The organism is Paraburkholderia sp. BR14312 (genome assembly GCF_040948675.1).
GTDB lineage: Bacteria > Pseudomonadota > Gammaproteobacteria > Burkholderiales > Burkholderiaceae > Paraburkholderia > Paraburkholderia nodosa_A.
Window position 1 is genome coordinate 88,503 of the sequence record NZ_JBFPKI010000018.1, and the last position, 26,337, is coordinate 114,839.

The 26,337-nt window shown below is 64.6% G+C and carries 22 protein-coding genes and 1 pseudogene; 13 read left to right on the forward strand and 10 right to left on the reverse strand.

The features are described 5' to 3' along the window. Positions 1-249 precede the first annotated feature (249 nt). Both AB3X98_RS37505 and AB3X98_RS37510 read right to left on the reverse strand, forming a co-directional pair. Entirely contained in the window at positions 250-1,176 is a 927-nt protein-coding gene (locus AB3X98_RS37505) for a LysR family transcriptional regulator (RefSeq protein ID WP_254317427.1), read from the reverse strand. A 204-nt stretch (positions 1,177-1,380) separates the two neighbouring features. Further along, complete coding sequence (locus AB3X98_RS37510; protein WP_368605313.1) at positions 1,381-1,647, reverse strand: LysR family transcriptional regulator; 267 nt, start codon at positions 1,645-1,647, stop codon at positions 1,381-1,383. A 481-nt stretch (positions 1,648-2,128) separates the two neighbouring features. On the opposite strand from AB3X98_RS37510, the gene AB3X98_RS37515 reads away from it, so the two are divergent. Continuing rightward, complete coding sequence (locus tag AB3X98_RS37515) at positions 2,129-3,667, forward strand: methyl-accepting chemotaxis protein (RefSeq protein ID WP_368605312.1); 1,539 nt, start codon at positions 2,129-2,131, stop codon at positions 3,665-3,667. Between the two features lie 82 nt (positions 3,668-3,749). Here the strand turns inward: AB3X98_RS37515 and AB3X98_RS37520 are convergent. Continuing rightward, positions 3,750-4,112, reverse strand: a pseudogene (locus AB3X98_RS37520) (manganese transporter); the annotation flags it as partial. Positions 4,113-4,201: 89 nt separating this feature from the next. On the opposite strand from AB3X98_RS37520, the gene AB3X98_RS37525 reads away from it, so the two are divergent. Then, complete coding sequence (locus AB3X98_RS37525) at positions 4,202-4,414, forward strand: hypothetical protein (protein WP_368605311.1); 213 nt, start codon at positions 4,202-4,204, stop codon at positions 4,412-4,414. 63 nt (positions 4,415-4,477) lie between these two features. Here AB3X98_RS37525 and AB3X98_RS37530 read toward each other — a convergent pair whose 3' ends face one another. After that, positions 4,478-4,633, reverse strand: coding sequence for a hypothetical protein (locus AB3X98_RS37530; protein ID WP_368605310.1), 156 nt, complete (start codon positions 4,631-4,633; stop codon positions 4,478-4,480). Between the two features lie 410 nt (positions 4,634-5,043). Here AB3X98_RS37530 and AB3X98_RS37535 point away from each other — a divergent pair, with 410 nt between their 5' ends. The 7 genes from AB3X98_RS37535 to AB3X98_RS37565 all read left to right on the forward strand — a co-directional run bounded on the left by AB3X98_RS37535 (position 5,044) and on the right by AB3X98_RS37565 (position 13,685). After that, on the forward strand, positions 5,044-6,465 hold the full coding sequence (locus tag AB3X98_RS37535) for a cytochrome ubiquinol oxidase subunit I (protein WP_368605309.1): 1,422 nt from the start codon (positions 5,044-5,046) through the stop codon (positions 6,463-6,465). Between the two features lie 13 nt (positions 6,466-6,478). Beyond that, positions 6,479-7,468 (forward strand): cytochrome d ubiquinol oxidase subunit II, encoded by a 990-nt coding sequence (cydB, locus tag AB3X98_RS37540; RefSeq protein ID WP_254317431.1) that lies wholly within the window; start codon positions 6,479-6,481, stop codon positions 7,466-7,468. A gap of 31 nt (positions 7,469-7,499) precedes the next feature. Beyond that, the gene (locus AB3X98_RS37545; RefSeq protein WP_368605308.1) at positions 7,500-8,243 is read left to right on the forward strand and encodes a (Fe-S)-binding protein; all 744 of its coding nucleotides are present in this window, start codon (positions 7,500-7,502) and stop codon (positions 8,241-8,243) included. Continuing rightward, the gene (locus AB3X98_RS37550) at positions 8,240-9,613 is read left to right on the forward strand and encodes a lactate utilization protein B (RefSeq protein ID WP_254317433.1); all 1,374 of its coding nucleotides are present in this window, start codon (positions 8,240-8,242) and stop codon (positions 9,611-9,613) included. The genes AB3X98_RS37545 and AB3X98_RS37550 overlap by 4 nt, the downstream gene beginning before the upstream one ends. After that, the gene (locus AB3X98_RS37555) at positions 9,610-10,209 is read left to right on the forward strand and encodes a lactate utilization protein C (protein ID WP_368605307.1); all 600 of its coding nucleotides are present in this window, start codon (positions 9,610-9,612) and stop codon (positions 10,207-10,209) included. Before AB3X98_RS37550 ends, AB3X98_RS37555 begins: the two co-directional genes overlap by 4 nt. Positions 10,210-10,222: 13 nt before the next feature. Continuing rightward, on the forward strand, positions 10,223-12,319 hold the full coding sequence (locus AB3X98_RS37560; protein WP_368605306.1) for an FUSC family protein: 2,097 nt from the start codon (positions 10,223-10,225) through the stop codon (positions 12,317-12,319). 364 nt (positions 12,320-12,683) lie between these two features. Then, a complete protein-coding gene (locus tag AB3X98_RS37565; RefSeq protein WP_368605305.1) occupies positions 12,684-13,685 on the forward strand; it encodes a LysR family transcriptional regulator in 1,002 nt (333 codons plus the stop codon). Between the two features lie 88 nt (positions 13,686-13,773). On the opposite strand, the gene AB3X98_RS37570 is transcribed toward AB3X98_RS37565, so the two are convergent. The 5 genes from AB3X98_RS37570 to AB3X98_RS37590 form a co-directional block, all read right to left on the reverse strand. Beyond that, on the reverse strand, positions 13,774-14,541 hold the full coding sequence (locus AB3X98_RS37570; RefSeq protein WP_254334856.1) for a response regulator: 768 nt from the start codon (positions 14,539-14,541) through the stop codon (positions 13,774-13,776). 232 nt (positions 14,542-14,773) lie between these two features. Further along, on the reverse strand, positions 14,774-17,140 hold the full coding sequence (locus tag AB3X98_RS37575) for an ATP-binding protein (RefSeq protein ID WP_368605304.1): 2,367 nt from the start codon (positions 17,138-17,140) through the stop codon (positions 14,774-14,776). Positions 17,141-17,208: 68 nt separating this feature from the next. Continuing rightward, the gene (locus AB3X98_RS37580) at positions 17,209-17,577 is read right to left on the reverse strand and encodes a response regulator (RefSeq protein ID WP_368605303.1); all 369 of its coding nucleotides are present in this window, start codon (positions 17,575-17,577) and stop codon (positions 17,209-17,211) included. Between the two features lie 220 nt (positions 17,578-17,797). Beyond that, complete coding sequence (locus AB3X98_RS37585) at positions 17,798-18,025, reverse strand: hypothetical protein (protein WP_368605302.1); 228 nt, start codon at positions 18,023-18,025, stop codon at positions 17,798-17,800. A gap of 136 nt (positions 18,026-18,161) precedes the next feature. Further along, a complete protein-coding gene (locus AB3X98_RS37590) occupies positions 18,162-20,339 on the reverse strand; it encodes an FUSC family protein (RefSeq protein ID WP_368605301.1) in 2,178 nt (725 codons plus the stop codon). A 339-nt stretch (positions 20,340-20,678) separates the two neighbouring features. On the opposite strand from AB3X98_RS37590, the gene AB3X98_RS37595 reads away from it, so the two are divergent. Continuing rightward, positions 20,679-21,641 (forward strand): LysR family transcriptional regulator, encoded by a 963-nt coding sequence (locus AB3X98_RS37595; RefSeq protein ID WP_254317442.1) that lies wholly within the window; start codon positions 20,679-20,681, stop codon positions 21,639-21,641. A 35-nt stretch (positions 21,642-21,676) separates the two neighbouring features. Here AB3X98_RS37595 and AB3X98_RS37600 read toward each other — a convergent pair whose 3' ends face one another. Next, positions 21,677-22,597, reverse strand: coding sequence for a LysR family transcriptional regulator (locus tag AB3X98_RS37600; protein WP_254317443.1), 921 nt, complete (start codon positions 22,595-22,597; stop codon positions 21,677-21,679). A gap of 96 nt (positions 22,598-22,693) precedes the next feature. Here AB3X98_RS37600 and budA point away from each other — a divergent pair, with 96 nt between their 5' ends. From budA to AB3X98_RS37615, 3 genes are all read left to right on the forward strand, one after another. Further along, entirely contained in the window at positions 22,694-23,476 is a 783-nt protein-coding gene (gene budA / locus AB3X98_RS37605) for an acetolactate decarboxylase (protein ID WP_254317444.1), read from the forward strand. A gap of 71 nt (positions 23,477-23,547) precedes the next feature. After that, complete coding sequence (gene alsS, locus AB3X98_RS37610) at positions 23,548-25,233, forward strand: acetolactate synthase AlsS (protein WP_368605300.1); 1,686 nt, start codon at positions 23,548-23,550, stop codon at positions 25,231-25,233. Between the two features lie 90 nt (positions 25,234-25,323). Beyond that, positions 25,324-25,941 (forward strand): NAD(P)-dependent oxidoreductase, encoded by a 618-nt coding sequence (locus AB3X98_RS37615; RefSeq protein ID WP_368605299.1) that lies wholly within the window; start codon positions 25,324-25,326, stop codon positions 25,939-25,941. Positions 25,942-26,337: the final 396 nt, after the last annotated feature.

The following is a 26,337-nucleotide window of genomic DNA, read 5'->3' on the forward strand; positions in this document are numbered from 1 at the left end:
GAACCGCGGCGAAGGAAAATCAGCTTTGCGCAGAGGGGATAAGGCCACGGGTGAGCCGGCGTTACGCCTTGTCAAGATCGGCGGCGGCTATCAGGCTCAGCAGATCGGGGGGGACTGCAGGTCTTCGCCCAGGGATGGCGTCGCGCGAGCAAGTCGCGAAGACGCATGTGACGACGTCCATTCAACGCTGCCGCGTCCTTCGGTGCACCGCCGATGCAAAGAACCAACGACCGAGCGTGGCGGCGGGGCTCAATGCTCCCAGTAGCTTTCCTTGCTGAATAACTCCGCATAGAAGTCGATGAAGGCGCGAACCTTCGTCGACACTGTCTTCTTGGGCGGATAGACAGCCCAGATAGCGGGCACTGCGGGCGTGGGTTGGACCTCCCATTCCGGCAGCAATCTCACCAGTTGCCCGGCTTGCACCGCCTCGCCGATTGCCCAGGTTGGCAGCAGGGCGACGCCGCAGCCGGCGACGGCGAGGTCGAGCAGCGAGTCCGTGTCGTCTGCGCGGATTCGGCCATCGATGCGAACTGCGATTTGACTGGCGTCGGGTCCGGCGGACCGGTCGACGAAGATCCAGCGGTCGTCCGCGGCTAGCGGAAAGCGCAACGTCACGTGCGTCGACAGCTCCTCGGGAGAAGCCGGCGCGCCATACCGCGCCACGTACTGCGGACTCGCGCAGACGACGCGGCGGTGCTGCGCCAGCCGGCGCGCCATGAGCTGCGAGTCGGGCAATGCGCCGATCCGGATCGCCAGATCGATGCCTGAGTCAATGATCTTGACGACGTCGTCGGTCATCACGGCGTCGACGTCGATCTTGGGGAAACGCTCCATGAACTCGGGCAGATGACGAATGACATGGCGCCTGCCGAACGCAGCAGGCATGGTCACACGCAAGAGGCCGCGCGGCGAGCTGTTCAAGGCCGCCGTGACCGCCCGTGCCTCATCGAGGCTCTTCAACACCTGCAGCGCCTGCTCGTAGAACACACGGCCGCCCTCGGTCAGGACCAGGCCGCGTGTGGACCGGTTGAAGAGCGCGACCGCCAGATCCTGTTCGAGGTCGGTGATGCAACGGGAAACGGTGGAGGTTTTGACACCGAGCTTCGCGGCAGCCTGACTCAGGCTGCCCAGTTCGGCTGCGTAGCGAAACGCCCGCATCGCGGAAAAATAGTCCATCAGATCGGCGTCCAGAAAACGGGGCGCACCGGGGCAGGCGTAACGCAGCTACCGTCTTGAACGAGCGATAGCGGCCTACCGACGGTGCCTTGCGAGCCGAGTGTACGACTCCGCGCACGCCGAAGCTATCCCTTTTTTGCAAAGCTGATTTTCTCCGAAGGCAGATCTGCCCGGTCAGCTACGCAGGCTCGACTTCCATCCCTATCACCGCGCACGGTCTGAAACAGCGCGACGCGCCTCGCCGACGGCCCGAAAGGCAATATTCACTCGTTCTCTGAACATGGCGCCACTGTCGGTCAGTTCGACGCCCCGCGCGGAACGATAGAAGAGGACGATACCCAGATCACTCTCGAGGTTGGCGATGTAGCGGGAGACCGTGGAAGCCTCGATGGACAGCCACTGTGCAGCGAGATTGAAGCTGCCCAGCTCGGAAACCAGCAGAAAGGCTCGAACCGCTGCATAGTAGTTCATCTCATGCGTCCTCCAAGCTCGCATTGCTTCCGCTACGGCGACAACTATCCGCCTTATCGGCGCAAACCCGGCGGCCAACACCTGGCGCCAAGGCTATGCTGTCACCCGTGGGCCGGACGCGCATACACCTCCTGCCGCAAAACTCCTTTTTTGCTGCGGGCGTTCCGCGGCCGGCCAACGCTGGAAACGCGAGTACACATCGGCGAATGAAGCAAAGAGCACAAAGTCACGCGAGCAAGTAGCCCATTTCGTCGAAAACTCCCTTGCAATTAGCGCCATTAACGCCGACCGACCTGAGCCGAAATCCGAAATACGTCACGCAGATGCGATTCATCTTCGCGGCAAGCGTCATCGCACCACGCGTCGTGCATGAATGCCCCATCAACGTGTGCGCTCCTTTCGTGGTGCACGCCGACGTAAGGCCGGGGACCGCGCCATAAGCCCCGCCAATTCACTCGCGAACTCAAACAGGTGATGAAGCATGAAGCTCAAGATTGGTGCACGACTAATGGCCACATTCGGTGTGGTTCTGGCTTTTCTGTTCGCGATTTGCGTGACAGCCACCGTGCAGATGGCGCGCATGAGCGCAACGACGCAAACCATCGTCAACATTCGCGCCCAAGAACTCAAACTGGTGAACTCGATTCGAGAAGCGACGCTCAAACGGACGGTCTTGCTTTACACAGCGCTCGACGAACCCACACCTGAAGCTCAACAAGCGGCCCTCGAACAGGCGCAGGAAATTGGCGATCAGCTCCCCCCGATCTATCAAGCCATCCCTAGTCTGCTCACGACGGCCGCCGGCCACGCTAGCTTTGACCGCCTGATGCAGGCGCGTGAGCTTTATCGGGAAGCAACGAAGCCCGTGTTTGCCCAATTGGCGGCGCACGATCTTGTGGCGGCGCGCGCGGCGCTCGCGAAGGCAAGGTCGCTGCGAGTCGCCTTTTTGCAGCAGCAAGATGAGTTTCTGAATTTGGCCCAGGGCTTGATGGACAGCGCCGCGAAAAGCACCAGCGACGCGTATGACATGGCGCGCGCCATCCTGTGGGGCGCGGCCGCACTCGCGTTCGTCGTTGCATTGGTACTGTGCACGGCGGTGACGCGTTCTATCGTTCGCCCCCTGCAGCGGGTGGTCGACGGTGCGCATGCCTTGGCGCTGGGTGACCTGCGTATCCAGATAGACGTGAAAAGCAACGACGAACTCGGCGACCTGGGCCAGTCGGTGAACAGTGCAGTCAGCAAGCTGGCGACGCTCGTCGGCGGAGTCAAGCAAGCAGGCTTGTCCATCGCGGCCGCCACCGGGCAGGTAGCAGCAGGAAACACCGACTTGTCGCAGCGTACGGAAGAGCAAGCGGCCTCGCTCGAGGAAACGGCATCGAGTATGGAAGAGCTGACCGCGACGGTCCGGCAGAACGAGGACAATGCTCACCAGGCCAGCGCGCTGACAAGCAGCGCATCGGCGGTCGCAGAGCGCGGCGGAGAAGAGGTTGGCCGCGTGGTCGAGACCATGCGCGAGATCTCCGACAGTTCCGACAAGGTCGCCGATATCGTCAGCGTGATCGAGGGCATCGCGTTTCAGACCAACATCCTCGCGCTCAATGCAGCAGTCGAGGCAGCCAGGGCGGGCGAGCAGGGTCGCGGCTTTGCCGTGGTGGCCGGCGAGGTCCGCACGCTCGCGCAACGCAGCGCGACGGCCGCTCGCGAGGTCAAGCAACTCATCAGCGCATCGGTGGAGCGCGTGGGTGTCGGTTCGCAACTGGTTGAGAAAGCCGGCAACACGATCCAGGAAGTCGTTCAGTCCGTCAAACGGGTGACGGCCATCATGAGCGAAATCTCGGCGGCGTCGCACGAGCAAAGCACGGGCATTGAACAGGTCAACCAGGCTGTCAGCCAGATGGATCAGGTGACGCAACAGAACGCAGCGCTCGTTGAAGAGGCCGCTGCGGCCGCGCAATCGATGGCTGAACAGGCCCAGGCACTGCGCGACTCCGTGGAGGTGTTCAAGCTCGACGGTCGCTAGTGCGCGAGGCCGTCATGGGTTGCGATAGCGTGATATCGGCGCGTTCGCAACATGGGGAAGGCGTGCGCCTGCCCTATTCCCTTCAGTGAATGGCCATCTGCACGACCTTCACGATGACAAGCCCAACCGCGACGATGAGGTGGGTGCGCAGCACGCCCGTCCATACGCGCGTCGACAACGTCATGTGCTGCGGCGGCGGCAACTGGTCGAGCGGCGCCATACGCCACGTGTCGCGCAACGCCTTGATGGCCGGCTTGTTCAGCGGCAACGCATCATTGGTGACAGCCTTACCGCGCGCCTTGCGCGAGATTTCCACCGCGGCATATACGGCCACCGCAAGACCGCATCCGCCCACGAGAATCTTGACGATCGCCGCACCGTTGATATCCGGATACACGGTAGCCGCCGTCAGGACGATCGACAGAACGACGAGGACGGCAATGATGTCCAGTCAGCGATATGGAGTCGACAGCTACGACGACTGGAGGGCATCAAGGCGAGCCCGCTCAGTGTCGACTGGATGCCGACGGCGATATGGACAACCTTGACGCGACGGGCAAACTTTTTTCAGATGATTTGCAGCGCGAAATAAAACGGCACTTTCACCTCGTCGACGAAGATTTCACAGGGAAGCGCCGGGTTTTTCTCGACAACGCTGGTGGCGGGATTCCTGATCCGAACCACAATAGCGCCCGCCTTGGCAATGAGGCCGTGGCGGGACTGCGCACGGTCGTTACTTTCCGATGATGTTGACGCCCTGGGGCCGGGCCTTGCACCGATACGGGGCTGGAGACGCGGACTGACAACGATTCAGACGCCATCGAGCAATTGGAGTAGCGCCTTGCCCGAGTCGCTCAGCGCAAAGCGCGTATCCACGATATCCACCAGCCCGGCGTTCTGTAGCGCGAAATAGTCGGGCGTGCCTGCCCTTGCCTCGACAGGCGCAGAGGCGAGCAGTAGCAGCACGGCGATTTCGTGCAGACTCAGCGCCCGCCGCAGACGCGGCGCGGCGTGGGAGCGCGGCTTTGGGGTTTTCCCTTCACTTTTCATAGACATTCAGCGTGTACGGCCGACGGTTTGCAGTGGCTTCGTCGGTCAATGCCCGTGAATAATAGGTCTGCGTTGTTTCGCATGCGTTGCAAGGGTCGGGTTCTCCGTTACGCCTGTAACCTGCGTCTGCCATTGCGCCGCCTGACAGCTGGCCCACACACTGCAAAGGGCGTCCGCGTGCGCGAGGCGGCTCCGCGCCACGTTGACTACGACCGTGGTTTGCTACACCAGCAGTTACGGATGTAATGCGCTAGCGCCGAATCGCAACCGGCCAGCAATACGCGAGACCCAAACTCCAGCCAACCCCACCTGACTGGAGCAAGCACGTGGAAGCCTCTGCACTCCTGCTATCGCGGATACAGTTCGCCGCGACGGTTTCGTTTCACATCATCTTTCCGTCCTTCACCATCGGCCTCGCCGCCTGGTTGTCCGTGCTCGAAGCCATGCGCCTCGCGACCGGCAACCCGGTCTACCGGCGCGTGTTCGAGTTCTGGTTGAAGATTTTCGGCGTCGCGTTCGGCATGGGCGTTGTTTCCGGCATCGTCATGGCGTTCCAGTTCGGCACCAACTGGAGCGAGTTGTCGCGTGCAAGCGGTCCGATTCAGGGCCCGCTACTCAGCTACGAATCCTTTACGGCGTTCGCACTCGAGGCCACGTTTTTCGGCGTCATGCTGTTCGGACGCAACCGCGTCAAGCCGTGGTTCTATCTGATGTCGTGCATGCTCGTCGCACTCGGAACCACGCTCTCGGCGTTCTGGATCCTCGTCAATAACTCGTGGATGCAGCATCCGGTGGGCTATGTCGTGCAGAACGGGGTCTACGTGCCCACCGACTGGGCCGCCATCGTCTTCAACAGCGTCGTCTGGGTTCGCTTTCCGCATATGCTGCTCGCGGCCTATCTCACCACGGCGTTCTGCGTCGCGGCCGTCGGCGCCTGGTTCCTGCTCAAGGATACGAGCCGCGTGGAGGCCACCGTCATGTTCCGCATGGCACTTGGGCTTGCCGCCGTGCTCGTGCCGCTGCAGATCCTCTTCGGCCACCTAACGGGCGACTACATCCATGACGACCAGCCCGTGAAGTTCGCGGCCGTCGAAGGCCGCTGGGTCGACGAACAGCCGGCTGCCGAAGTGATCTTCGCGGTGCCCGACGTCAAGGCCGAACGCAATCGCTACGAATGGAAGATTCCGGTGCTGGGCAGTCTCATCGCCTCCAGCACGCTCGATTCCCGCGAAGTCGGCCTCAAGGACTTCCCCCTCGCCGATCGCCCGCCGATCCTCGTTCCCTTCTTCGCATTCCGGATCATGGTGGGTTGCGGGATGCTGATGCTGGCCCTCGCCTGGATCGGCACCTATATGGCGCGGCGCGGCAAGCTGGAGGAACGCAAGTGGCTCCTGTGGCCAGTCGCCCTTAGCTTCCCGCTTGGCTTCGCCGCCGTCCTCACCGGCTGGTTCACCGCTGAAGTCGGCCGGCAACCCTGGACGGTCTGGGGCGTGCTTCGCACTGCGGACGCGATGACGCCCGGACTCTCGGCTCACTTCGCCCTAGCGTCGCTCATCATGTACGTGGCCGTCTACGGCTTCATCTTCTGCTTCGGCGTCCACTACATCCTGCGCATTATTCGCGGCGGCGTTTTCAGCGGCAAGGTGCTCACCGTCTGGAACGGGCACGTCATTCCGCAGACGTACGAGCCGCGCTTGCAGACGAGCACCGTGCACGCCTCGTCGCGCACCTCGTCGTCCAACCACTGATCAGGAGAAAATCATGCTTGACTGGTTCTGGCTGGTCGAACTCGCCTTCGCCCTCGCCGCCTACATCGTGCTCGACGGCTTCGACCTCGGCGTCGGGATTCTCAGCGGCTTCGCCGCAAGCGCCGCGCGGCGCGACCAGATGGTCGCCTCCATCTCGCCCGTCTGGGACGGCAACGGGACCTGGCTCGTGATCGCGGGCACCATTCTGTTCGGGGCGTTCCCGGCGATCTATTCGATCGCGCTCCCGGCGCTCTATGCACCGCTCTCGGCCATGCTGGCCGGCCTCATCATGCGCGGCGTTGCGATCGAATTCCGCCACAAGGCGCACGGTTCGCGCTGGGTGTGGAACCTGCTGTTGTTCGCAGGTTCGCTGCTCGCCGCGTTCGCGCAGGGCGTCGCGCTCGGCGCCTACGCCAGGGGCGTGCCTGTCGAGAACATGCACTACGCCGGCAACGGCTTCGAGTGGGCCACGGCGTTCCCGTTGTGGTGCGGTCTCGGCGCAGTGCTCTGCTATGGCCTCCTCGGGGCCGGCTGGCTGGTGCTCAAGGGCGAGAGCGACCTGCGCCAGTTTGGCTGTTCGGCTCTGAACCGCCTGACGCCGATGACGGTCCTTGTTCTCGCGGCGATGTTCGCCGCCACGCTCTTCGACCATCACGTGATCGAAGCACGCTGGCAGCTTCACCCGGCGCTTTTCGTTCTTCCGTTGCTGAGCCTTGCCACGCTGATCGGCCTGCCACTCGCCGCGCGCCGCGGTGAGGGACGCACGCCCTTCGTCCTCGCGGCGCTCAGTTGCGCGCTGCTCCTCGTTACGCTGGCGGCGTCCTATCTGCCTTACGTCGTTCCGTTCGATCTCACGATCGACCAGGCGGCCGCACCGGCCTCCAGCCAGACCTTCATGTTCTGGGGCGGCGGTCTCTTCGTCCTGCCCATCATCGTCGCCTACACCTACGTGGCGTACGCGGTATTCCGCGGCCGCGTGTCCAGCGACCATGCCTATCACTGAATCGACCATCTTGTTTGAGGAGACTGCTGCCATGAAGGTCGCCCTGTTCATTCCGTGCTTCATCGACTCATTTTTCCCCGATGTCGGCGTTTCCACGCTCGAGCTGCTCGAGCGCCTCGGCTGCGACGTCGACTATCCGCTCGATCAGACCTGCTGCGGTCAGCCCATGGGCAATAGCGGCTGCGAGAAACAAGCCGCCGCCACCGAAAACCTCTTCGTGCGCAACTTCACCGGCTACGACTACATCGTCGCGCCGAGCGGTAGCTGCGTGCACCACGTCCGCGACAACCTCACGGCGGCCGATCAGACCAGCGACGCGCAAAAGGTACGCCGCAACACCTACGAACTCGTCGAGTTCATCCACGACGTTCTGCAGGTGCGCGAATTCCCCTGGGCCGAATTTCCGCACAAGGTGGGGCTGCACAACAGCTGCGGCACGCTGCGCAGCCTGAAGACGGCGAGCATGTCGGAAATCGCGGGGCCGTTCTTCTCGAAGCCGATGACGCTCCTGAACGGCGTCAAAGGCATCGAGTTCATCAAGCCGGACCGGCCCGACGAATGCTGCGGTTTCGGCGGCACGTTCTGTGTCTCGGAGGCGCCCGTGTCGGCCCGCATGGGCGCGGACAAGGTGCGCGATCACAAGCGCAACGGCGCCGAGTACATCGTCTCGGCCGACTCCTCGTGCCTGATGCACCAGAAGGGCTGCGCGGACCGCCTCGGACTCGGCCTGAAGTTTATCCATATCGCCCAGATCCTGAACGGAGCACGAGCATGAAACGCGTCGATCATGTGGGTTTTTCGAAGAAGTTCATCGCGGACGAAAAGCACATCGAATTCCACGACAAGCGCCTGTGGGGCTTGCGCAGTGCCCGCGACATCGAAGTCCACGGTATTCCCGAGTGGGAGGAAATGCGTTCGCTCGCCTCCGCGATCAAGGAGCACACGCTCACGCATCTGCCCGACTACCTCGAGCAGTTCGAGCGCAACGCCACCGCCAATGGCGTGACGGTTCACTGGGCGAAGGATGCCGAGGAGCACAATCGCATCGTGTACGAGATCCTGAGCGGCCGTAACGCCCGGGTTCTCGTGAAGAGCAAATCGATGCTGACCGAAGAGTGCGAGATGCGCCCGTATCTCGAGGAGCGCGGCATCACCGTCGTGGAAACCGACCTCGGAGAGCAGATCCAGCAGCTCGACGACGAAATGCCTTCGCACATCGTCGTACCGGCCGTCCACAAGCTCGCGACGGACGTCGCAAAGATCTTCGCCGACAAGCTAGGCACGGATCCGAACGAAACCGACATTCCGAAGCTCGCCGAAGCCCAGCGCAACGCCACACGCCCGCTCTTCCTGAACGCGGACGCAGGCATGACCGGCTGCAATTTCGCCGTGGCCGAAACCGGCGGCATCACGGTCTGCACGAACGAGGGCAACGCCGACCTGAGCGCGAACGTGCCGTCGCTGCATATCGCCTCCATCGGTATCGAGAAGCTCATTCCGAAGCTGGAGCACCTGGGCCTCTTTATCCGGATGCTGTCGCGCAACGCGCTAGGCTCGCCCATCACCCAGTACACCTCGCATTTCCGTGGGCCGCGCGAGGGCGGCGAAATGCACTTCGTGCTCGTCGACAACGGCCGTTCCGAACGCCTCGCGATGGACGACTTCTGGTACTCGCTCAAGTGCATCCGGTGCGGCGCGTGCATGAACACCTGCCCGGTGTATCGGCGCAGCAGCGGCTTGAGCTACGGCGGCGTGTACTCCGGTCCGATCGGCGCCATCATCAACCCGACTTACGACCTCAAGAAGTACAGCTCACTGCCATTCGCATCCACCATGAACGGCAGCTGCACCAACGTCTGTCCTGTGAAGATCAACATTCACGAACAGATCTACAAGTGGCGGCAGATCATCGCCGAAAAGCACGAGCTCCCATTCGTCAAGCAGGAAGCGATGAAGGTCGCGGGCCAGGTGCTGTCCCACCCCAAGCTCTACCGCGCCGCCGTCAAAACCGCCAACAAGGCCGTTTCAACGCTGCCGCGCGTCGTTCTTTACAACCCGCTCAACGAATGGGGCAAGCAACGCGAGGTGCCCGAAGCGCCGACCGAAACCTTCCGTGACTGGTACCTGAAGAGGAACAAGAAATGAGCAGCCGTGACCTGATTCTCTCCCGTCTTCGCGAAGTGGCGCCCGCGCCGCGTCCACTGCCGGAAGTGCCGTTGTTCGACCAGCATCTGCCGCCCACGCTCGAGACGTTCAAGAAGTCGCTCGCGCGCCTTGGCGGCACCTGGTGCGATGCACCCGCCAGCGGCGATCTCGAAGCCCTGATCCGTTCGCGCTTCCCGCAGGCGCGCGTGGTCTGCTCGGCCGTGCCGGAAGTCGAGGGCACCCGCCGAATCGAGGACGTCGAGCGTCCACACGATCTCGAAGATGTGGACGTGGGCATCGTCCGTCCCGCCTTCGCGGTCGCGGAGACTGGCTCGATCTGGCTGAGCGAGCACGAGTATCGCGTCAATGCGCTCGGCTATCTCTCGCAGCATCTCGTGGCGCTCGTCGATCCGTCCGATATCGTCGACAACCTCCATCACGCCTATCACCGCCGGGAGTTCTTCGAGGCGCGCTACGCGTGCCTCATGAGCGGCCCATCCGCGACGGCGGATATCGAGGGCGTGCTGATCCGCGGGGCACAGGGCATCCGGTCGCTGACCGTGATTGCCGTGCCTCGTGTGAACGCGGCGCGATAACCGGACCGGCAAAATGCAACTCTTCGCGAGCGGCCGCGACCAACTGCTGCGTTTCTGGCACCACGGCCGCCACCAGCTACCCATGGCGGACGCCTTGCGGGGCGGCGTGATCTGCGTCGCGCCCGCCGTGCTGGCCGTCACGCTGCACATGCCGCTGCTGTGCTGGTCCGCGATCGCCGCGTTCTGGACGTGCCTCGCAGACGAACCTGGCCGGCCCGGCTTTGAACGCCATTGCAAGGGGCTCGTGTTCGGCGTGGCCGGAGCGCTCGCGTCGGCCTGCGCGATCGCGGCGCATTCGCTCCCTGTCCTGTCGATTGCCGTGGTCGGCGCGGTCGCCTACGCGGGCGCGTCCGTGCGTGCGCGAGGTCCGGCGTCGGGCCTGCGCGGCCTGCTTACCGCAACGGCCTGTTCAGTATCCGCTTGTTTCCCGGCGCATGGCATCGACGCCGCTACTCGCTACGCCGGCTTCTATCTGGTCGGCAGCGTATGGGCGACGCTCGCGGGCGGCAGCCTTTGGCAGGCCGGCCGCACGAAGCGCGCGCAGCAGGCAACGCTCGCGTATCTTCATGCGATGTCTTTGCTCGTCAACCGCCTCGGATATGCAGCCCAGGGCAACCGGGCGCGCCTCGAACAAGGGCGCGCCGAGCTGCGCACGAAGCTCGATGCGATGACGGCGGCCATCGCAAATTGCTGCGGCGAAGCGCCTTCGGCGTGCACGCGGTGGGTCGACGACGCGGAGCAGGCGATAGCCCTGCTCGCGGGCCTGGAAACGTTGCTCGCCGGCGGCCACGATGCCGCCCGGCGTGAAGCAGCCAGCCTCCTCGCGCCCGGCTACGTCCAGCTCGCCTTGCAGATCGACGCGAGTGCGGCACACTTGCGGGACGGTCCTGGCGCATTGCCGAGCGTCGTCGAGCAGCGCCTGGCGCGCGTGCAACAAACCTTGCGTGCCTGTGAGCCGGCCTGGCTGTCGACCCACGGGCCCGGCGAGGGATTGACATGGCTGCGGGCCAATCTCGATCTCCTCGAGCGCCTCGCCGTTCTGCTCGCTCGCGACGTGCGCATGCATGCTGCGCGGGTAGTCGCAGCAGGCGCACGCGGGGCGCCGCCCGAGCGTCCACGCCCAGGCCGTTTGACCGCGCGGATCGCGGAACTCGCCGCCCGCAATGCGTACGCCCGGTACGCTGCGCGCCTGTCCGTTGCAGCCATGCTCGCGGTTACCTTCGCACGCCTCTCGGGCCTGCAACAGGGTTACTGGCTGGCGCTCACCACGATGTTCATCCTTCAGCCCACGCTTTCGCAAACGGTGAAGGTGTCCGGGCTGCGCATCGGCGGGACGCTGCTGGGCGCAGTGCTGGCCACGGCGCTTTCGTTTCCGGTTCACGACCCGCTGCTGCTCGCGCTCGTTGTGCTCCCGCTCGCCACCGGAACGTTGGCGGCGCGCGCAGTGAGCTACTTCTCATACATCCTGTTCCTGACCTCGCACTTCATCCTGGTCGCGCATCTCGGCACGCCCGCCGGGGCGCCCTGGGCTCTGGCTATCGCGCGGGCCGAGCTCAGCGTGGCGGGTGTGCTCGTCGGCTTCGTCGTCAGCCTCTTCGCTTGGCCCGATCGCGAGCGCCATCGGCTCGGCAGCAGCGCGGCGCGCGCGCTGGAGGGCACGGCCGCGTATCTCGACGCGGTTGCGCGCCGTCTCGCCCAGCCCGTGCCGCGCGGGGGCGAAACGCTCGGAAAGCTGCGGCGACGCGCGTGCCTCGATATCGACACGCTCGAAGCCACGATCGGCGCCACGCGATTCGAGTCGCTGGTCGTGGATCAACAGGTTGCGTGCGCCAGTGTGCTGATGCAGCGTCTGAGAACGCTGGTCGGCGCGCTGTGCCCGCTCGAATATGTCGATGCGATGCTCGATGACACGGAACGCGCACGGCTCTCCGGACTCGCCCAGAGGGCGCACGCGTGGCTCACGCACGATGCCTGCTCCGGCGACCTTCTCCAGCACCCGAGGGAGGACTCGGGACCTGAGGCATCGTCATGCCACGCGCGCGAGATCGAACGCGAAGTCAGCGAAAGCGCGTGTGTCGCGCACCTGCTGCGCTCCCGCGTGCTGCGCTGAGGCTAGCGATCCTTGGCTTTCCGGCTATGCGTGCGACCCATCCGGACGCAGCCCATACCAGGACCGTTCACAGGGCACGGTGACCCTCAGTGGTCTGATCGACGGCGGCCTCGCCTACGTGGACGATTTCGGAGGCAGCCGGGGGCACGCGCTCGCTGCAGGCGAAATCGGGCGATATCAACGTCAACCGCCCGTCTCTCTCGCCTGAAGCCAGATTTCAATTGCAACATCGCCGCGGCGGCGCGAAACAACGCAGTAATGGCGCACTCGCACAATCCCTGGCACTTCGCGGCGATTCACAGGGCGAGCCGGCACTGCGCCGGGGCCGAACGCGCCGCCAACCTCCAGCCTTCGGATACGGTTTATGAACCTCTTGCAGAACATGCGGACATTCGTGCGCGTCGTGGACACGGGCAGCTTCACGGCGGCGGCGGATTCGCTTGAGTCGAGCGCGGCGTCGACATCGAGAGCAGTCAGCGAACTGGAGCAACACCTCAAAGTCCGGCTGCTGACGCGCTCCACGCGCCGCATCGCATTGACCGATGCGGGGCGCACCTACCTCGACCACTGCCGGGAGATCGTACGCGCAGTCGACGAAGCCGAGCAGGAGGTCTCCGAGGCAGGCAGTCTCGCCCGCGGCATGTTGCGCGTCCATAGCTTCGCGAGCTTCGGACAGCACTACATCGTTCCCGCCATCCACGCGTATCGCCGCCTGTACCCCGAAGTGAGGATCGATCTGCAGCTCTCGCAAACCTTGCCCGATCTGTTCGACGGCACCTGCGACACGTCGATTCTCGCGGTCTCCGGCCTGCCGGACTCGGAAATCGTCATGCACCGGCTGGGTTCCAGCTGCAGCATCCTTTGCGCGTCGCCACGGTATCTGAACGCGCACGGCACGCCCCTGCATCCCGGCGACCTGATCGACCATGACTGCCTCGCCCTCAGCACACCCACGTTCTCGTCCCGCGAATGGGTGCTCGAAAAGGCGGCCAGCGGCAAAACCGAAAACATCGCGATCAACAGCGTATTTCGCATCAATATCGCCGAGTCGCTGGCAGCGGCAATCCGCGCGCACATGGGCATCGGCCCGTTGCCCGTCTACTCGGCCCTCGCCGGCTTGCGCGCAGGCACACTCGTGCGCGTGCTGCCCGAATACACGCTGGAGAGCAAGGACATCTGCGCGCTCTTTCCGTCGCGCCGATACGTCGACGCAAGAACGCGGACATGGTTGGACTACATGCGCGGGTATCTTCCCTCTGCGCTCGCACGCGATCAAGCAGTGCTCGCGAGCCTCAGCAACCATCGCGACTCGCAGCCGGCACGCCCAGCTTTCACGCCCGAACACGGCGCACTCGCGATGTCCTAAGCCGACCACGAGGAAGCGGCCTCTCTGACCGGCGAATGAAGCGCGCCGGGCGTGACGAAAGCCTCGCCACGGACCAGGTGCGCCGCGCTCAAATCTCCACCGCGCCGCCGTCATCCCAGGTGGCGGCCTTGCTCAGCCTTTCCACCGCGACGGAGAAAACATAGCCCGCGCCCCGTTCGGTCTTGATGTATTTGGGCCGCGACGCGTTCTCCTCGATCTTGCGGCGCAGGCGCAGAATCTGCACGTCGATCGAACGGTCGTAGACGTCGTCGTACAGCCGGCTCGCTTCGAGCAACTGTTCGCGCGTCAGCACGCGGCCCGGCGAAGCTAGAAGAGCACTGAGAAGCGAGAACTCGCCGTTGGTGAGCGGCACGTTCTCGCCCGCAGGCGAGGTGAGCTTGCGCGTGCCGAGGTTGAGCTCCCAGCCCGAGAAGCGGTATGCGCGCGCGTCGAGCTGACGCCCGCTCGCGGCAACCGCGGCTGCCGAGCGGCGCAGCAGTGCGCGCACGCGCGCGAGCAGCTCGCGGGAACTGAAAGGCTTGGTCAGGTAGTCGTCGGCGCCGAGTTCCAGCGCCATCACGCGGTCCGCTTCGTCGCGACGGCCCGACACCACGATGATGGGCAACGTGGACTGTTCGCGAATCTTGCGTGCGATTTCGATGCCATCCTCGCCCGGCAGGCGCAGATCTAGCACCACGAGATCGATCGCATGCGCTTTCAGCGCCTCGGCCATTTGCTTGCCGTTGGCCGCGACGCTCACGCGCATTTCGTTTTCGCGCAGATAGGCGGCGATGAGATCGCGCACCGCCTCATCGTCGTCGACGACAAGTACGTGAGGAAGATTGATCTCGTTCATAACGTAACGCGCAAGTCTTCGGTTAACCGGGCAAATTATAGCGGCATCGGGACGCACGGCGACCGGCCTCCCGGCACGCAATACGTCTGATGATTGCTCCCGCTTTCGCGCAATGTCCCGATGCCTCGAGGGCAATGCGGATGATTAGTGGTTCTTATCAGGCCAGAATCCCGCTTTCCACCACGGCACCCACGCGGCACCCGGGCGACACGCAAATGACCGAGGTCCCCGCTCAGCGCGACGACTCGCGTGTCAGGGCGTTGCGAATCGCCTCGGTCAGGCCGGCGCGCAACACCGGTTTCTTGAGCACCGCGCGTACGCCGAGCGAGCGCGACTCTTCCTCGACGAGGTGGGTGCCGTAACCGCTCATGAGCAGGACCGGCAAGTCGGTGCGCACCGCGCGGATTTGCCGGATCAGGTCGACGCCGGTCATTTCCGGCATCGCATGGTCCGTCAGCACGAGATCGAAGCGCTGCGGATCGGCGAGGAACGCCTCCAGCGCCTCGCTCGGCGAAGAAAATCCGAGCGGCTCGTAGCCGAGTTCGGCCAGCAGATCCTCGCACAGCTCCACCAGCGCACGTTCGTCGTCCACCAGCAGCACCGTTTCCCCGTTTCCGCGATGCGCCTCGATGGCGGGCGCCGGTGGCGCGGCCGGCCGCTGCGCCGACACGGGCAGATAGATGTTGAATTGCGTGCCGCTCCCGAGCTCGCTGCGCACTTCGATCGCGCCGCCATACTCCTTGACGATGCCGTCCACGAGCGAAAGCCCGAGACCTGTTCCGCCTATGGTCTTGCGGGTCGTGAAGAACGGATCGAACATCCGCTCCTCGACCTCCGGGCTGATGCCCGCTCCAGAATCCGCGACCCCAATGCACACGTAGTCGCCAGGCTGGAGCGTGCCCGAATGCAGCGCGCGGGCTTCACCAATAGCGACTTCGCGCGCCGACACGGTGATCGACCCCCGCCCCTCCAGCGCGTGACGCGCGTTGCTGCACAGATTCATCACCACCTGATGGAGGTGCGTAGGATCTCCCAGCACATAGGCCTGCGGCGCATCGAGCCGGAGAGCGACCTGCACCTCGGGCGGCAGGCTCGCCTTGAAGAGATCCACGGTCTCGACGAGGACCGGCTCCACATGCACCGGCAGCCGCGCCGTCATGCCGCTGCGGCTGAACGCGAGAATCCGCTCGACCAGCAGGCTAGCGCGCATGCCCGCGTTGAGCACCTGCTGGGCGTCGCGCCGCAGCGGCGAGTCTGCGCCGAGCGCGCGGAAGACGCGCTCGCCGTAGCCCAGAATCGCGCTGAGTATGTTGTTGAAATCGTGTGCGATGCCGCCTGCGAACGTGCCGAGCGCCTCGAGCTTCTGCGATTGGCGCAGTTGCGCCTCGAGTCTCAGGCGTTCGGCCTCGGCCTCGCGGCGCGCACTCACGTCGTCGATCACGGCGACCAGCGTCCCGCCCAGCGCGCCGGTTTCTGACAGCCGCGAGATGGTGATTTCCGTCCAGATCACCCGGCCGTCCCTGTGGAGATAGCGCTTCTCGAACTTGACAGTGGAGCGCTCACCGCGCTCGAGCTCCGCGACTTTCGCGCGCGTGAGCTCGATGTCGTCGGGATGCGTGATATCGGAGGGGGCCAGTTGATGCAGTTCATCCAGCGAATACCCAACCATGCGCTTGAAAGCGGGATTCGCGACCATGTAAGGCTGATGGGGCAACAGCATCACGATCCCCACCGGTGCCTCGTCGAACACGGCGCGCCAACGCTGCTCGCCGGCCCGCAGTTCGCGGTTGGCCAGTGCCTGACGGCGAACCTGACGCACCATCACATACAGCAGCACGAGAACGAATGACGAGATTGCCAGCGTGCGCGCAAGTGTCGCCCAGGTGTTGCGGCGCCACTCGCGCAGGATATCCGCGCGCGGACGGCCTACATCGATGGTCAGCGGATAGCCCGGCACCGCGGATTGCGCGGTCTCGAAGTCGTTCAACGCCTCTTGCCCAAAGGAAGCGCTCACCGCGCAGCGAAAGCCTTTTGCGGCGTCCTTGCCTGCCACCGTGATAATCAGGTGTTCGTCGCGCGCTATGCCCGCAAGCCGGGCGAGCAGCGCGGCGCAGTCGATGTTGGCCACGATCGGGACGACGCCCCGCCCGTTCTTTGCGGCGAGGCGAAGGAGCAGAGGGAATGTCGCCTCGCCGGCAGGCGGCGAGGCGGCGGCCTGCGCAGTCGACGGCCAGCACGAGCGTTCCCATGCGGCGCCTGCGTGCGCCTCGTCGACGATGTCGTGCTCGAACCCGCAGCCACCAGCTGCGAGCGAGCGAATTTGCGGAATGCGCGCGCGTGCCCGCTGCTCGAAGGCCGCGAACGCGTCATTGGCGGTCGAACCGGGCCTCAAGTCGGCCTCGTGCTGCAGTGTCGCCGGGATACGGTCGATCGTGCTGCCGATCTGGTCCGCCAGCAGGCGCGCGACGAGTTCCACCGTGCGCTGGCCCGCGGCAAGGCTGGTTTGCCGGTCCTGGCGAACGTTGTAGAAGGCGGCCACGCAGACGAGCGCGACAAGCAGCAGGCCGCCCGCGACGGTCGTGCGGTGACGGCTGTGCATCGGCCAGCCGTCGTATGCACCGTCGGGTCCGCCGGGGTCCGGCGTGAACGGAGTTCGCGCAGCAGGCTTCACTGGACGGGTTCGCCCATGAGTTGTCTTACATTGGCGACGAGCGCGTCGCAGTCGAGCGGCTTCGCAAGCACCCGGTCGGCGCCCAGTTGCCGCGCGACGGAGGCCGCTGTGGCCGCATTGAACCTGAAACGGCCCGAGATGGCAATAATCCGCGCATCGGGATGACGCGTGCGCAAGGCGCGCAGGCTTTCCGCGCCGTCGGTCTTGGGCTCGCCAAGGTCGACCACCAGCAGCCGCGCTGGCGCGCCCGCATGGGGCCCCGCGAGCGACGCCGTCGCCGCGAAGCCTGCATCGTGCAGCGTCGCGAGGATCAGATCGCGCATCACCGGATCGTCCTCGATAACAAGAATTTCGTCCGCGCTCACAGTTTTCCCTTGCCTCGCCGCCACGCGCACCTAGCGCAGGCTGGCAACACGATGCTAGATGAGCGCGGTTAGCCGCCGGTTTCGGGCCGCACACTGCAAGATTACAACCGAAACATTCTCCCGCCGAGCCTCGCGCGCAGCGGCCGCGCATGGCGACGCACCGGGGGAATGCCCCGGTGCCGCGCCATCATGCGGTGTCGACTGCACGACCTCAAGCCGCTCAGCTGCCGAAGTAGATATTGCAGAACGACACGGGACCGACGCATTCGTCCTTCTTCGGGGCCTGCTGTTCCGGCGCGGCGCGGCCCGCCGACTGCGCCACCGATTGTGCGCCGTTGTTCGACGCGGCCTGGGCGCTCGCGGCGGCGGCCTGAGGCTGGTTGCCCTGAGCGTGAGCGGCGGCGGCGCAGAGGGACAGTGAGAGTACGAGGTATTTCAGGGATTTCATGACTGGACTCCAGACAAGCAGCAAAACGTGCTGCAACGGGGAAAACTATAAGACGTCGCGGCGTCCTAATTAAGTGAGCACTACGGAAAGGATTCTTTCGCATGCGTCGCACATGTCGCATGTGGCGCATATGGCGTCAGCACCGGTTGCCGGCCTCACGGTGAAACGGCGCGTCCGGGTCGAGCAGCGCACTGCGCATCAGGTAGAGGTCGGCCGAAAGCTGCTGTAGCGCGGCCTGGCGCGGCCCTTGCGCGGCCGTTTGCAACTCGTCCGCCACCTGGTCCAGTGCGCGGCTCGCTGCGCGCACGGCCAGCGCTGTGCGTCGTGCATCGGGGCGTTCGAAGACGTCCGCGGCCCGCCGGCCGGCCTGTTCGACCCAAAGCAACCAGCGGGGCCGGTCCGATGGGCGCAGGGGGACCAGCGTTACGAGGTCCCTGCGCAGATCCAGCAACGCCTGCCCCACTTCGAGCGTGGCTAGAAGCCAGTGCCGGGCTTCGTCGTAGCGCCGCGTGCCCGGCGTCAGAAGCAAGCGCAACTGAGACGAGAGATCGTGAGTGCGCGAACGAAAGCGCGCATCTGCCCCGTCCAGCCGGGTTTTCCATGCGAACGCCACTTCGCGGCGCAGATCGCGCTGGATGCGGCTCACGACCCACGGCGCCTGAAACGGAAACACGATCATCACCACGATCACGCCGACGAAGAGTGCGGCGACAGCGGCGAGCCCGTTGTTGAGCAGTGCGTCCGGCGCGTAGCCCATCAGGTTGTCCGGGCCGGCGAAGACCAGGAAGAACACGCCCAGCCCGATGCCGTAACCCGACGTGGCCGGCCGGCTCGCGAGGAATGCGCTGCCTGCGACGATCGGCAGGAGCGCCACGCAGAGCAGTGGAAAACCATCGATGGCGGGGTAGACAAAACAGACATAGAGGTAGCCGAGCGCCACGGCCGCCGCGGCGCCCAACGTAATCTGCAATGCAAGCTTTGCGGGGCGCGGAGCGGCCGAAGTCAGACCCGCGACGATCGCAGCCGCGATCACAGCGAATCCGCCGCTCGGCCATGCCGTGAACAGCCAGAACGCACCAGCGGCGCCCACGGTCAGCGCGTTGCGCACGAAAGTGAGCGCGACCACGTAGGAGCTGGTCCGCACAGACGTGGCGGCAGCGCGCGGCGAGGGCCCCGGGCCCGCGCCCGTGGCGCCCGCATCGAGGTAGTCGAGCAGATTGCGCAGAAGCCGGCGCAGCGCTTCGCGCGCGGTCCGCGCCTCCACGGCCGAAGAGCTCGGCCCACGACCAGCTGCCGCCGCCACTTCCTGCGCAACGGGGGCGAGCGAGGCGGCAAGACGCGCCAACGCCGTTACGGACTGCGGATCGGGTGCGTCGTGGGAAAAACCATCACGCAACCGGTCGATCAGATCCGCCGCCTGCAGCAGCGACGGCCGCACCCCCTCTATCAGCGCAGCCGCGCCCGTGCTCTCGAGTCGTTCGATCTGCTGCTGCAGCATGTGCAGCCGTGAACAGATCGCTGCATATTCGCTGTCGACCGTGGCGAGCCGCTGGCTGCGCAAGCGCAGGTTCGGGTCTTCGTATGAGGCGAACGTCCGCGCGGCTTCGAACCCCGCGATGCTGCCCGCGAGCCGCGCGAAGCGCTGCTGGAACACGGTATCGTCGCAACGGCCCGCAAGCACGTCCGCGCACAGTTCGAGAATCGCACTGCGGCGCTGGCGCTGGCCGTGCATCAGCGCGGTGCTCGCACGAACCGGGAACACGAGCGCGCTGATCGCCGCCGAACTGAGAATGCCGATGGTCACTTCCGCCGCGCGCGTGAGCGACGCGATGAACAACGCATAGGGATGCGTGACCACTGGTATGCCGACAAGCACCGCCGTATATCCGGCGAGAACGAACGCGTACCAGCGAAAATGCCGGAAGCGCACGGCGAGTGCGGTGCACGTGGCGGTCCACAGCGTCAGCACCGTCAGATACAGTTCGGGCTGCTGAGGAAACAGCGCACCGAAGACCACGGCGGCCGCCGCGCCCGCCGCTGTGCCGAGCACGCGGTAGAAACTCTTGGCGAGCACCATGCCCGTCACTGGCTGCATGAGCACGAACACAGTCACCATCGCCACGCGCGGTGCCGGCAGTTCGAGCGCCATCGCCACGCCCAACGCGATGAGCGCCGCACACGTGGTCTTGAAGAGATGCAGCCAGATCAGGCCGTCGCGGGCGGCGAAATCGGCCATGGCGCGGCGCAGACGCGTCGAAAAGAACTGGTTTGGGGCGCGGGGCGCTTGCGATTCGGAGACCGGTCGGAAAGTCACGATTGTATTCAGGGGCGTCGCCTGGCGCCGGGCAAGCCGCGCGCCTCGACTCTCGATGCGCCCGGTTCGCGTCGGCACAGGGGGATGGAGCCGAACGCACGCCCCGTCTCTCGCGCGGCGTGCACTGGCAACAGAGAATCGGCCGCCACCGTTGCAGCGCGATTTCGGGGGCCAGGAGCTTTCGTTACAGTTGAAACAACGGAGGAGCAATGCCTCGGTCGGCGCGCGCGGCCGAACTTCGTTTCATTTGAAACGCGCCGCATGCGGCGCTGAAACGGCCTCGAAACTGCAGCCCTGGAGAATCCGCACACTGACAAACTCACGATTGCACACCGTCGCATGAACACCTTCCACAACATGCAGATCCTGGTCCGTGTGCTCGATACGGGCAGTTTCACCTCCGCCGCGGCGTCGCTCGACGTGAGTCTCGGTACCGCGTCGCGGGCAGTCAGCGAACTGGAGGAGCATCTGCGCACGCGCCTGCTGCACCGATCCACGCGCCGCATCTCCCCGACGCCCGAAGGACTGGCCTACGCCGAACATTGCCGAAGGATCCTGGCCGACGTGGTGCGGGCCGAAGACGACACCTTACGCGCCGCCGACCACCCGAGCGGACTCCTGCGCGTGCACAGCTTCGCGAGCCTCGGACATAGGCACATCATGCCTGCGCTCCAGGCCTACCGGGCACGCTATCCCAATGTGCAAGTGGAACTGAGCCTCTCGCAGACGCTCGCAAATCTCTTCGACGGCACCTGCGATACATCGGTCGTCGCTTTTTCGCCGCCACCGGACGCCAACCTCGCGTCGCACCGCCTGGGCTGGTCGCACAGCATACTTTGCGCCTCACCTGACTACCTCGCCGCGCACGGCGTCCCGCAATCGCCGGACGATCTGAGGTTGCACGACTGCCTGACGCTTCGTACCACGACTTCGTCTTCGCAACCGTGGCGACTTGAAGGTCCCGACCGGGTGCCCGTTACGCTCGCGGTCGACAGCGTGGTCAGCATTAATATTGCCGAATCGCTTGCAACGGCTGTGCGCGAGAGTATGGGTATCGCGCCGCTGCCCGCCTACGCCGCACTCGACGAGTTGCGCGACGGCACGCTCGTGCGCGTGCTGCCCCAGTACACCATCGATACGCGCGAAGTCTGCCTGCTTTATCCGTCGCGCCGGTTTGTCGATGCGCGCACACGATCGTGGATCAATTTCATTTGCCACTGGCTCCCCCCTCGTCTCGAGAAAGACGATTCGGCATTGATCGAACTCGCATCGGACACCGAAGCAACAGGCATCGCGGCCTGAACGGAACCATCGATACAGCCCCAGTCCCTTCCCCCTCACGCAAGCAGCAACGAAGCGCCGCCCCGGTGCCGCACGCCCGCGCACTTCGCCGCATCCACGAAATCGCGCACCACCTTCGAGTGGTCGTCGTAACGGTAAGCGAGCAGTACGCGGGCCGTGGGCTGCGTACCCTTGATCTCATGGTACGTCACGCCTTGGTGATGGAGATCGCGAATCGAATTCGGCACGATGGTCACGCCGAATCCCGCCGCAACCATGCTCACGGCCGACGCCACCTGCGTGGATTGCTCGCCCAGCTGCGGACTGAAACCGCAGTGCTGACAGGCGGCGATCACGTCGTCGTACAGCAACGGCGCGATGGCGCGCGGGAACATGATCAGACGCTCCTGCGCAAGCGCATCGAGCGGCACGCTGTCCTCGTGCGCCAGCGCGTGCCGCGCAGGCAGAACGATCAGCATGTTCTCGTCGAGTAGGGGCTCGAGCTTCACGAGTTCCGTTGTCTGCACGGTCTGGCGAATGATGGCGACGTCGATGCGCTTCTCGGCGAGGTCTTCCATCAGCGCCGAAATATTGCTCTCCGACGGCGAAATCGACACCTGTGGGTGCGTTTGCCGGAAGGACGCCATGACATCCGGGATGACCGGATGAAATACGATCGAGCTGGCCAGGCCAACCCGTATGCACCCGCTCTGCCCTCGCGCCGCACTCAGTGTGCGGCACTTCGCCTGCTCCACGAGTTCGAGGATACGCACGGCGTCTTCGTAAAGCACGCATCCCGCGTCCGTGAGTTCGACGCCCCGCGTGAGGCGCCGAAAGAGTGGCGCACCCATTTCCCGTTCCAGCTTGTGAATCTGCTGGCTGATCGGCGGCTGCGCCATGCCGAGACGCTCTGCTGCACGCGTGAAGTGCCGCTCTTCCGCAACGGCGACGAAGTACTTCAGATGGCGAAACTCCATATCGAACTCATATCAAAAACGACTGTTCGCAATATTAGACGCCACAGCGCCTGGGAAACATACTTTCTCCATCGCAACACTCTTTCAGGAAACCGCATGATCAACCCGAATCCATGCTCGTGTGTCAGCGACATCGCACGATCATTCACACGTTTTGTGCGCGACGGCCAAACGGAAAGCGAGTTGTACCAGACCTCGCTGATGAGCGCCCTCATCGACGGCGTGTATGACGGCGACATGACGATCGAAGAACTGCTCAAGCATGGCGACTTCGGCCTCGGCACTTTCAACGAACTCGACGGCGAACTCGTCGCATTCGACAGCGAGGTGCACCAGTTGCGCGAAGACGGCAGCGCCCGCGCGGTCAGCCCCGATCAGAAAACCCCGTTCGCCGTCGTAACCCACTTCCGTCCGACGATGTTCGGCTCGCTGAACGAGCCGCGCACGAAGCACGAGGTTCAGGCCGTCATCGATGAGCTGATCGGCTCGCCCAACGTCTTTTGCGCGTTCCGCATCGACGGTCAGTTTTCGCGTGTCGAAACGCGCACGGTGCCGCGCCAGACCCTGCCGTACCGTCCGATGCTCCAGGCGATCGAGCGTCAGCCCATCTTTGCGTTCGAGGAAACCTCCGGCACGCTCGTCGGCTTCCGCTGCCCCGAATACGTCCAGGGCATCAACGTTGCCGGCTTTCACGTTCATTTCATCACCGACGACCGCAAAGGCGGCGGCCACGTGCTGGACTACCGCCTGATCGAAGGCAAGGTCGAGGTGGCGCGCATCTCGAGATTGCGCATCGATTTGCCCAGGACGGACCACTTCGAGCGCGCCACGCTGCACTCCGAGGACATGGCAAGCGCCATCGAAGCAGCGGAAGGCTAAACGCCGAACACGAGAATCGCGCATCGGCACCGGTGGCGCGACCCGATTCAACATCTGATATGGATAGCATTATGCTCAGGAAAACTAATCAAGCAAACCAGACATGGACTTGCGGCGCCGACCTCGTCGTCGCCAACCTCGAAGCCCGAGGCGTCCAGCACGTCTTCGGCATTCCCGGCGCGAAGATCGACCGCGTGTTCGACTCGCTCGTCGACTCGACGATTGAGACCGTCGTAGTCCGCCACGAAGCGAACGCTGCGTTCATGGCAGCGGCCGTCGGCCGCCTGACGGGACAGCCGGGCGTCGCGCTCGTCACCTCGGGCCCCGGCTGCTCGAACCTGGCCACGGGCCTCGCCACGGCCACCTCCGAAGGCGACGCCATGGTCGCGATCGGCGGCGGCGTGAAGCTCGACGACCGCCTGAAGCAGGTTCATCAGACCATGGACACGGTGGCGATGTTCAAGCCCATCACGCGCTACGCCGCGGAAGTGGTCACCGGCTCGACGATCTCCGAGGTGATGAGCAACGCGTTCCGCGCCGCAGAGGGGTCCCGCCCGGGCGCTTCGTTCGTCAGCCTTCCGATGGACATCGTCAATGCGCCGACGCAAGGCGACGTGCTGACCGAATACGTGCCGCCGGCGCTTGGCGCCGCGGCCCCCGAAGCGCTCAGCGAGGCCGCCGGGCTGATCCGCAACGCACGCAATCCCGTGCTGCTGGTCGGTCTGCTGGCGAGCCGCCCCGAGAACGCCGAGGCGATCCGCGAGTTCGTGACCCGTACCAACATCCCGGTAGTGGGCACGTATCAGTCCGCAGGCACCATCGACGCTGAAAATTTCAGCCGCTTCGCGGGACGCGTCGGCCTCTGGAACAACCAGCCGGGCGACGTGCTGCTCGAACAGGCCGACGTGATCGTGACTGTCGGGTACAGCCCCGTCGAGTACGATCCGCCACTCTGGAACAAGGACGCGAGCCGCCCGCTCATCCATGTGGACGTGCAACCCGCCGACACCGACCGCTATTACCGGCCTGCGGTAGAGCTTATCGGCGACATCGCGAAAACGATGACGCAACTCGCCGCGGAAGTCCCGTCGCGCACGACCTCGCCGCAGTTCGAGAGCGTGCTGACGACGCTGGCCGGCGCGCGTCTCGCGCTTGCACAAAAGGCAGCCACGCTCGGCGGCAGCCCCGTGCACCCGCTTCGCATCGTCAAGGAGTTGCAGGACGTGGTGGGCCCCGACACGACGATGTGCGTCGACATGGGCAGCTTTCATATCTGGATCGCGCGTTACCTCTATAGCTTCCGTGCGCGCCAGCTTCTCATCTCGAACGGCCAGCAGACGATGGGCGTCGCCCTGCCGTGGGCCATTGCCGCTTCGCTCGTGCGCCCCGGCCAGAAAGTGATCTCGGTGTCCGGCGACGGCAGCTTCATGCAGTCGAGCATGGAGCTCGAAACGGCGGTGCGCCTGAAGAGCAACATCGTCCACGTCATCTGGGTCGACAACATGTACAACATGGTCGAGATCCAGGAAGTGAAAAAGTACAAGCGCCGCTCCGGCGTGGAGTTCGGTCCGATCGACTTCAAGGCCTATGCCGAATCGTTCGGTGCCAAGGGCTTCGCGGTCGAATCCGCCGATTCGCTTCGCGCGACGCTGCGCGCTGCCATGCAGGTGGAAGGTCCCGCCGTGGTCGCGATTCCCGTGGACTACTCAGACAACCCGAAGCTCATGGAGCCGCTGCGTACGGACTACCTGATCTGAGCGCTAACGTGACAACGGCCGGCCTGCGAGAGCGCGCCGGCCGTTGCTGATTATTCAAGTTGAAGCAGCGCTGTGAGCGCAATGAGAAGCATGAGTACAACATATGCCGCATCGTCCGCCCCTGCCGCGGTGGCAACGGCGGGTAAAACGCGTGTAGGCGTGGTCTGGCTCGGAAGCATGGGGGCGGCCATTGCCGGGAATCTTGCCAGCGCGGGATTCGCGACGGTCTTGCTCGACCGTGACCTGCGCAAGGCCGAGCGAGCCGCGCGAGGCGACGCAGTCGCGACGAACGACTGGCAAGACCTCGCCGACTGCGAATTCGTCATCACGATGCTGCCTGGCGACGGCGCGGTCCTCGACGTCGCCCTCCAGCTCTCGAACGTGCTGCCAACCTACGCGGTCCACGTGTCGATGAGCACGGTCGGTGGGGAAACGGCGCGTGAACTCGCCGATCTGCATCACGCGCTCGGTCAGCAATATGTGTCGGCGCCGGTGCTTGGCAATCTGCGGCTCGCGTCTTCGCGCGATCTTCTCGTGCTCGCCGCCGCCGACAGCGAAACGCTGGAGCGCTGCATGCCGCTCCTCGAGTGCCTCGGCCGGCACGTCGTCGTCATCAGCGAGCACGCCGAAGAAGCAAACCGCATCCAGCTCGTCATCGATCACACTCCTGAGGTGGCCGGAGTGGAGACCGGGCACGCCATCGTTTGATGACCTAAGGGGTGTCGCATTGGGCTCGCTCACTTGAACGAAGCGTCCAGTGGAACTGGTCGCTTCGTTCGGTATCCCGAGACTGGCACCACCGAGCGCGACAACCCGGACACATGAAATCCTGAATTCGCTCATTACCGCGATGAGTCGACTCCCCGACCCCCAGGAGGTAGTGGGTGACATCGAAATCGGGGTGGCTTTGCAACAGCCTGCAGGACACGCAAAGCTGAGCTCTATCGATCGCCCATGCCGGGTAAGTGCGTCGCGTGAGATCGAAGACGGCGGTGCGGTCAATACCGGATCGGCTGGCAGGGCCTCGCGTTCGATGGCGTACAGCGGCCTCGGCGACGTCAAGCCCCGCTCGATCCGGTCAAGGAAGTCATTTGAAATAACCCG

Coding starts and splice junctions, on each gene's coding strand:
- AB3X98_RS37505 (WP_254317427.1), bottom strand. CDS start 1,176: ATGGACTATTTTTCCGCGATGCGGGCGTTTCGCTACGCAGCCGAACTG.
- AB3X98_RS37510 (WP_368605313.1), bottom strand. CDS start 1,647: ATGAACTACTATGCAGCGGTTCGAGCCTTTCTGCTGGTTTCCGAGCTG.
- AB3X98_RS37515 (WP_368605312.1), top strand. CDS start 2,129: ATGAAGCTCAAGATTGGTGCACGACTAATGGCCACATTCGGTGTGGTT.
- AB3X98_RS37525 (WP_368605311.1), top strand. CDS start 4,202: ATGGACAACCTTGACGCGACGGGCAAACTTTTTTCAGATGATTTGCAG.
- cydB (WP_254317431.1), top strand. CDS start 6,479: ATGCTTGACTGGTTCTGGCTGGTCGAACTCGCCTTCGCCCTCGCCGCC.
- AB3X98_RS37545 (WP_368605308.1), top strand. CDS start 7,500: ATGAAGGTCGCCCTGTTCATTCCGTGCTTCATCGACTCATTTTTCCCC.
- AB3X98_RS37550 (WP_254317433.1), top strand. CDS start 8,240: ATGAAACGCGTCGATCATGTGGGTTTTTCGAAGAAGTTCATCGCGGAC.
- AB3X98_RS37555 (WP_368605307.1), top strand. CDS start 9,610: ATGAGCAGCCGTGACCTGATTCTCTCCCGTCTTCGCGAAGTGGCGCCC.
- AB3X98_RS37560 (WP_368605306.1), top strand. CDS start 10,223: ATGCAACTCTTCGCGAGCGGCCGCGACCAACTGCTGCGTTTCTGGCAC.
- AB3X98_RS37565 (WP_368605305.1), top strand. CDS start 12,684: ATGAACCTCTTGCAGAACATGCGGACATTCGTGCGCGTCGTGGACACG.
- AB3X98_RS37570 (WP_254334856.1), bottom strand. CDS start 14,541: ATGAACGAGATCAATCTTCCTCACGTACTTGTCGTCGACGACGATGAG.
- AB3X98_RS37575 (WP_368605304.1), bottom strand. CDS start 17,140: ATGCACAGCCGTCACCGCACGACCGTCGCGGGCGGCCTGCTGCTTGTC.
- AB3X98_RS37585 (WP_368605302.1), bottom strand. CDS start 18,025: ATGAAATCCCTGAAATACCTCGTACTCTCACTGTCCCTCTGCGCCGCC.
- AB3X98_RS37595 (WP_254317442.1), top strand. CDS start 20,679: ATGAACACCTTCCACAACATGCAGATCCTGGTCCGTGTGCTCGATACG.
- AB3X98_RS37600 (WP_254317443.1), bottom strand. CDS start 22,597: ATGGAGTTTCGCCATCTGAAGTACTTCGTCGCCGTTGCGGAAGAGCGG.
- budA (WP_254317444.1), top strand. CDS start 22,694: ATGATCAACCCGAATCCATGCTCGTGTGTCAGCGACATCGCACGATCA.
- alsS (WP_368605300.1), top strand. CDS start 23,548: ATGCTCAGGAAAACTAATCAAGCAAACCAGACATGGACTTGCGGCGCC.
- AB3X98_RS37615 (WP_368605299.1), top strand. CDS start 25,324: ATGAGTACAACATATGCCGCATCGTCCGCCCCTGCCGCGGTGGCAACG.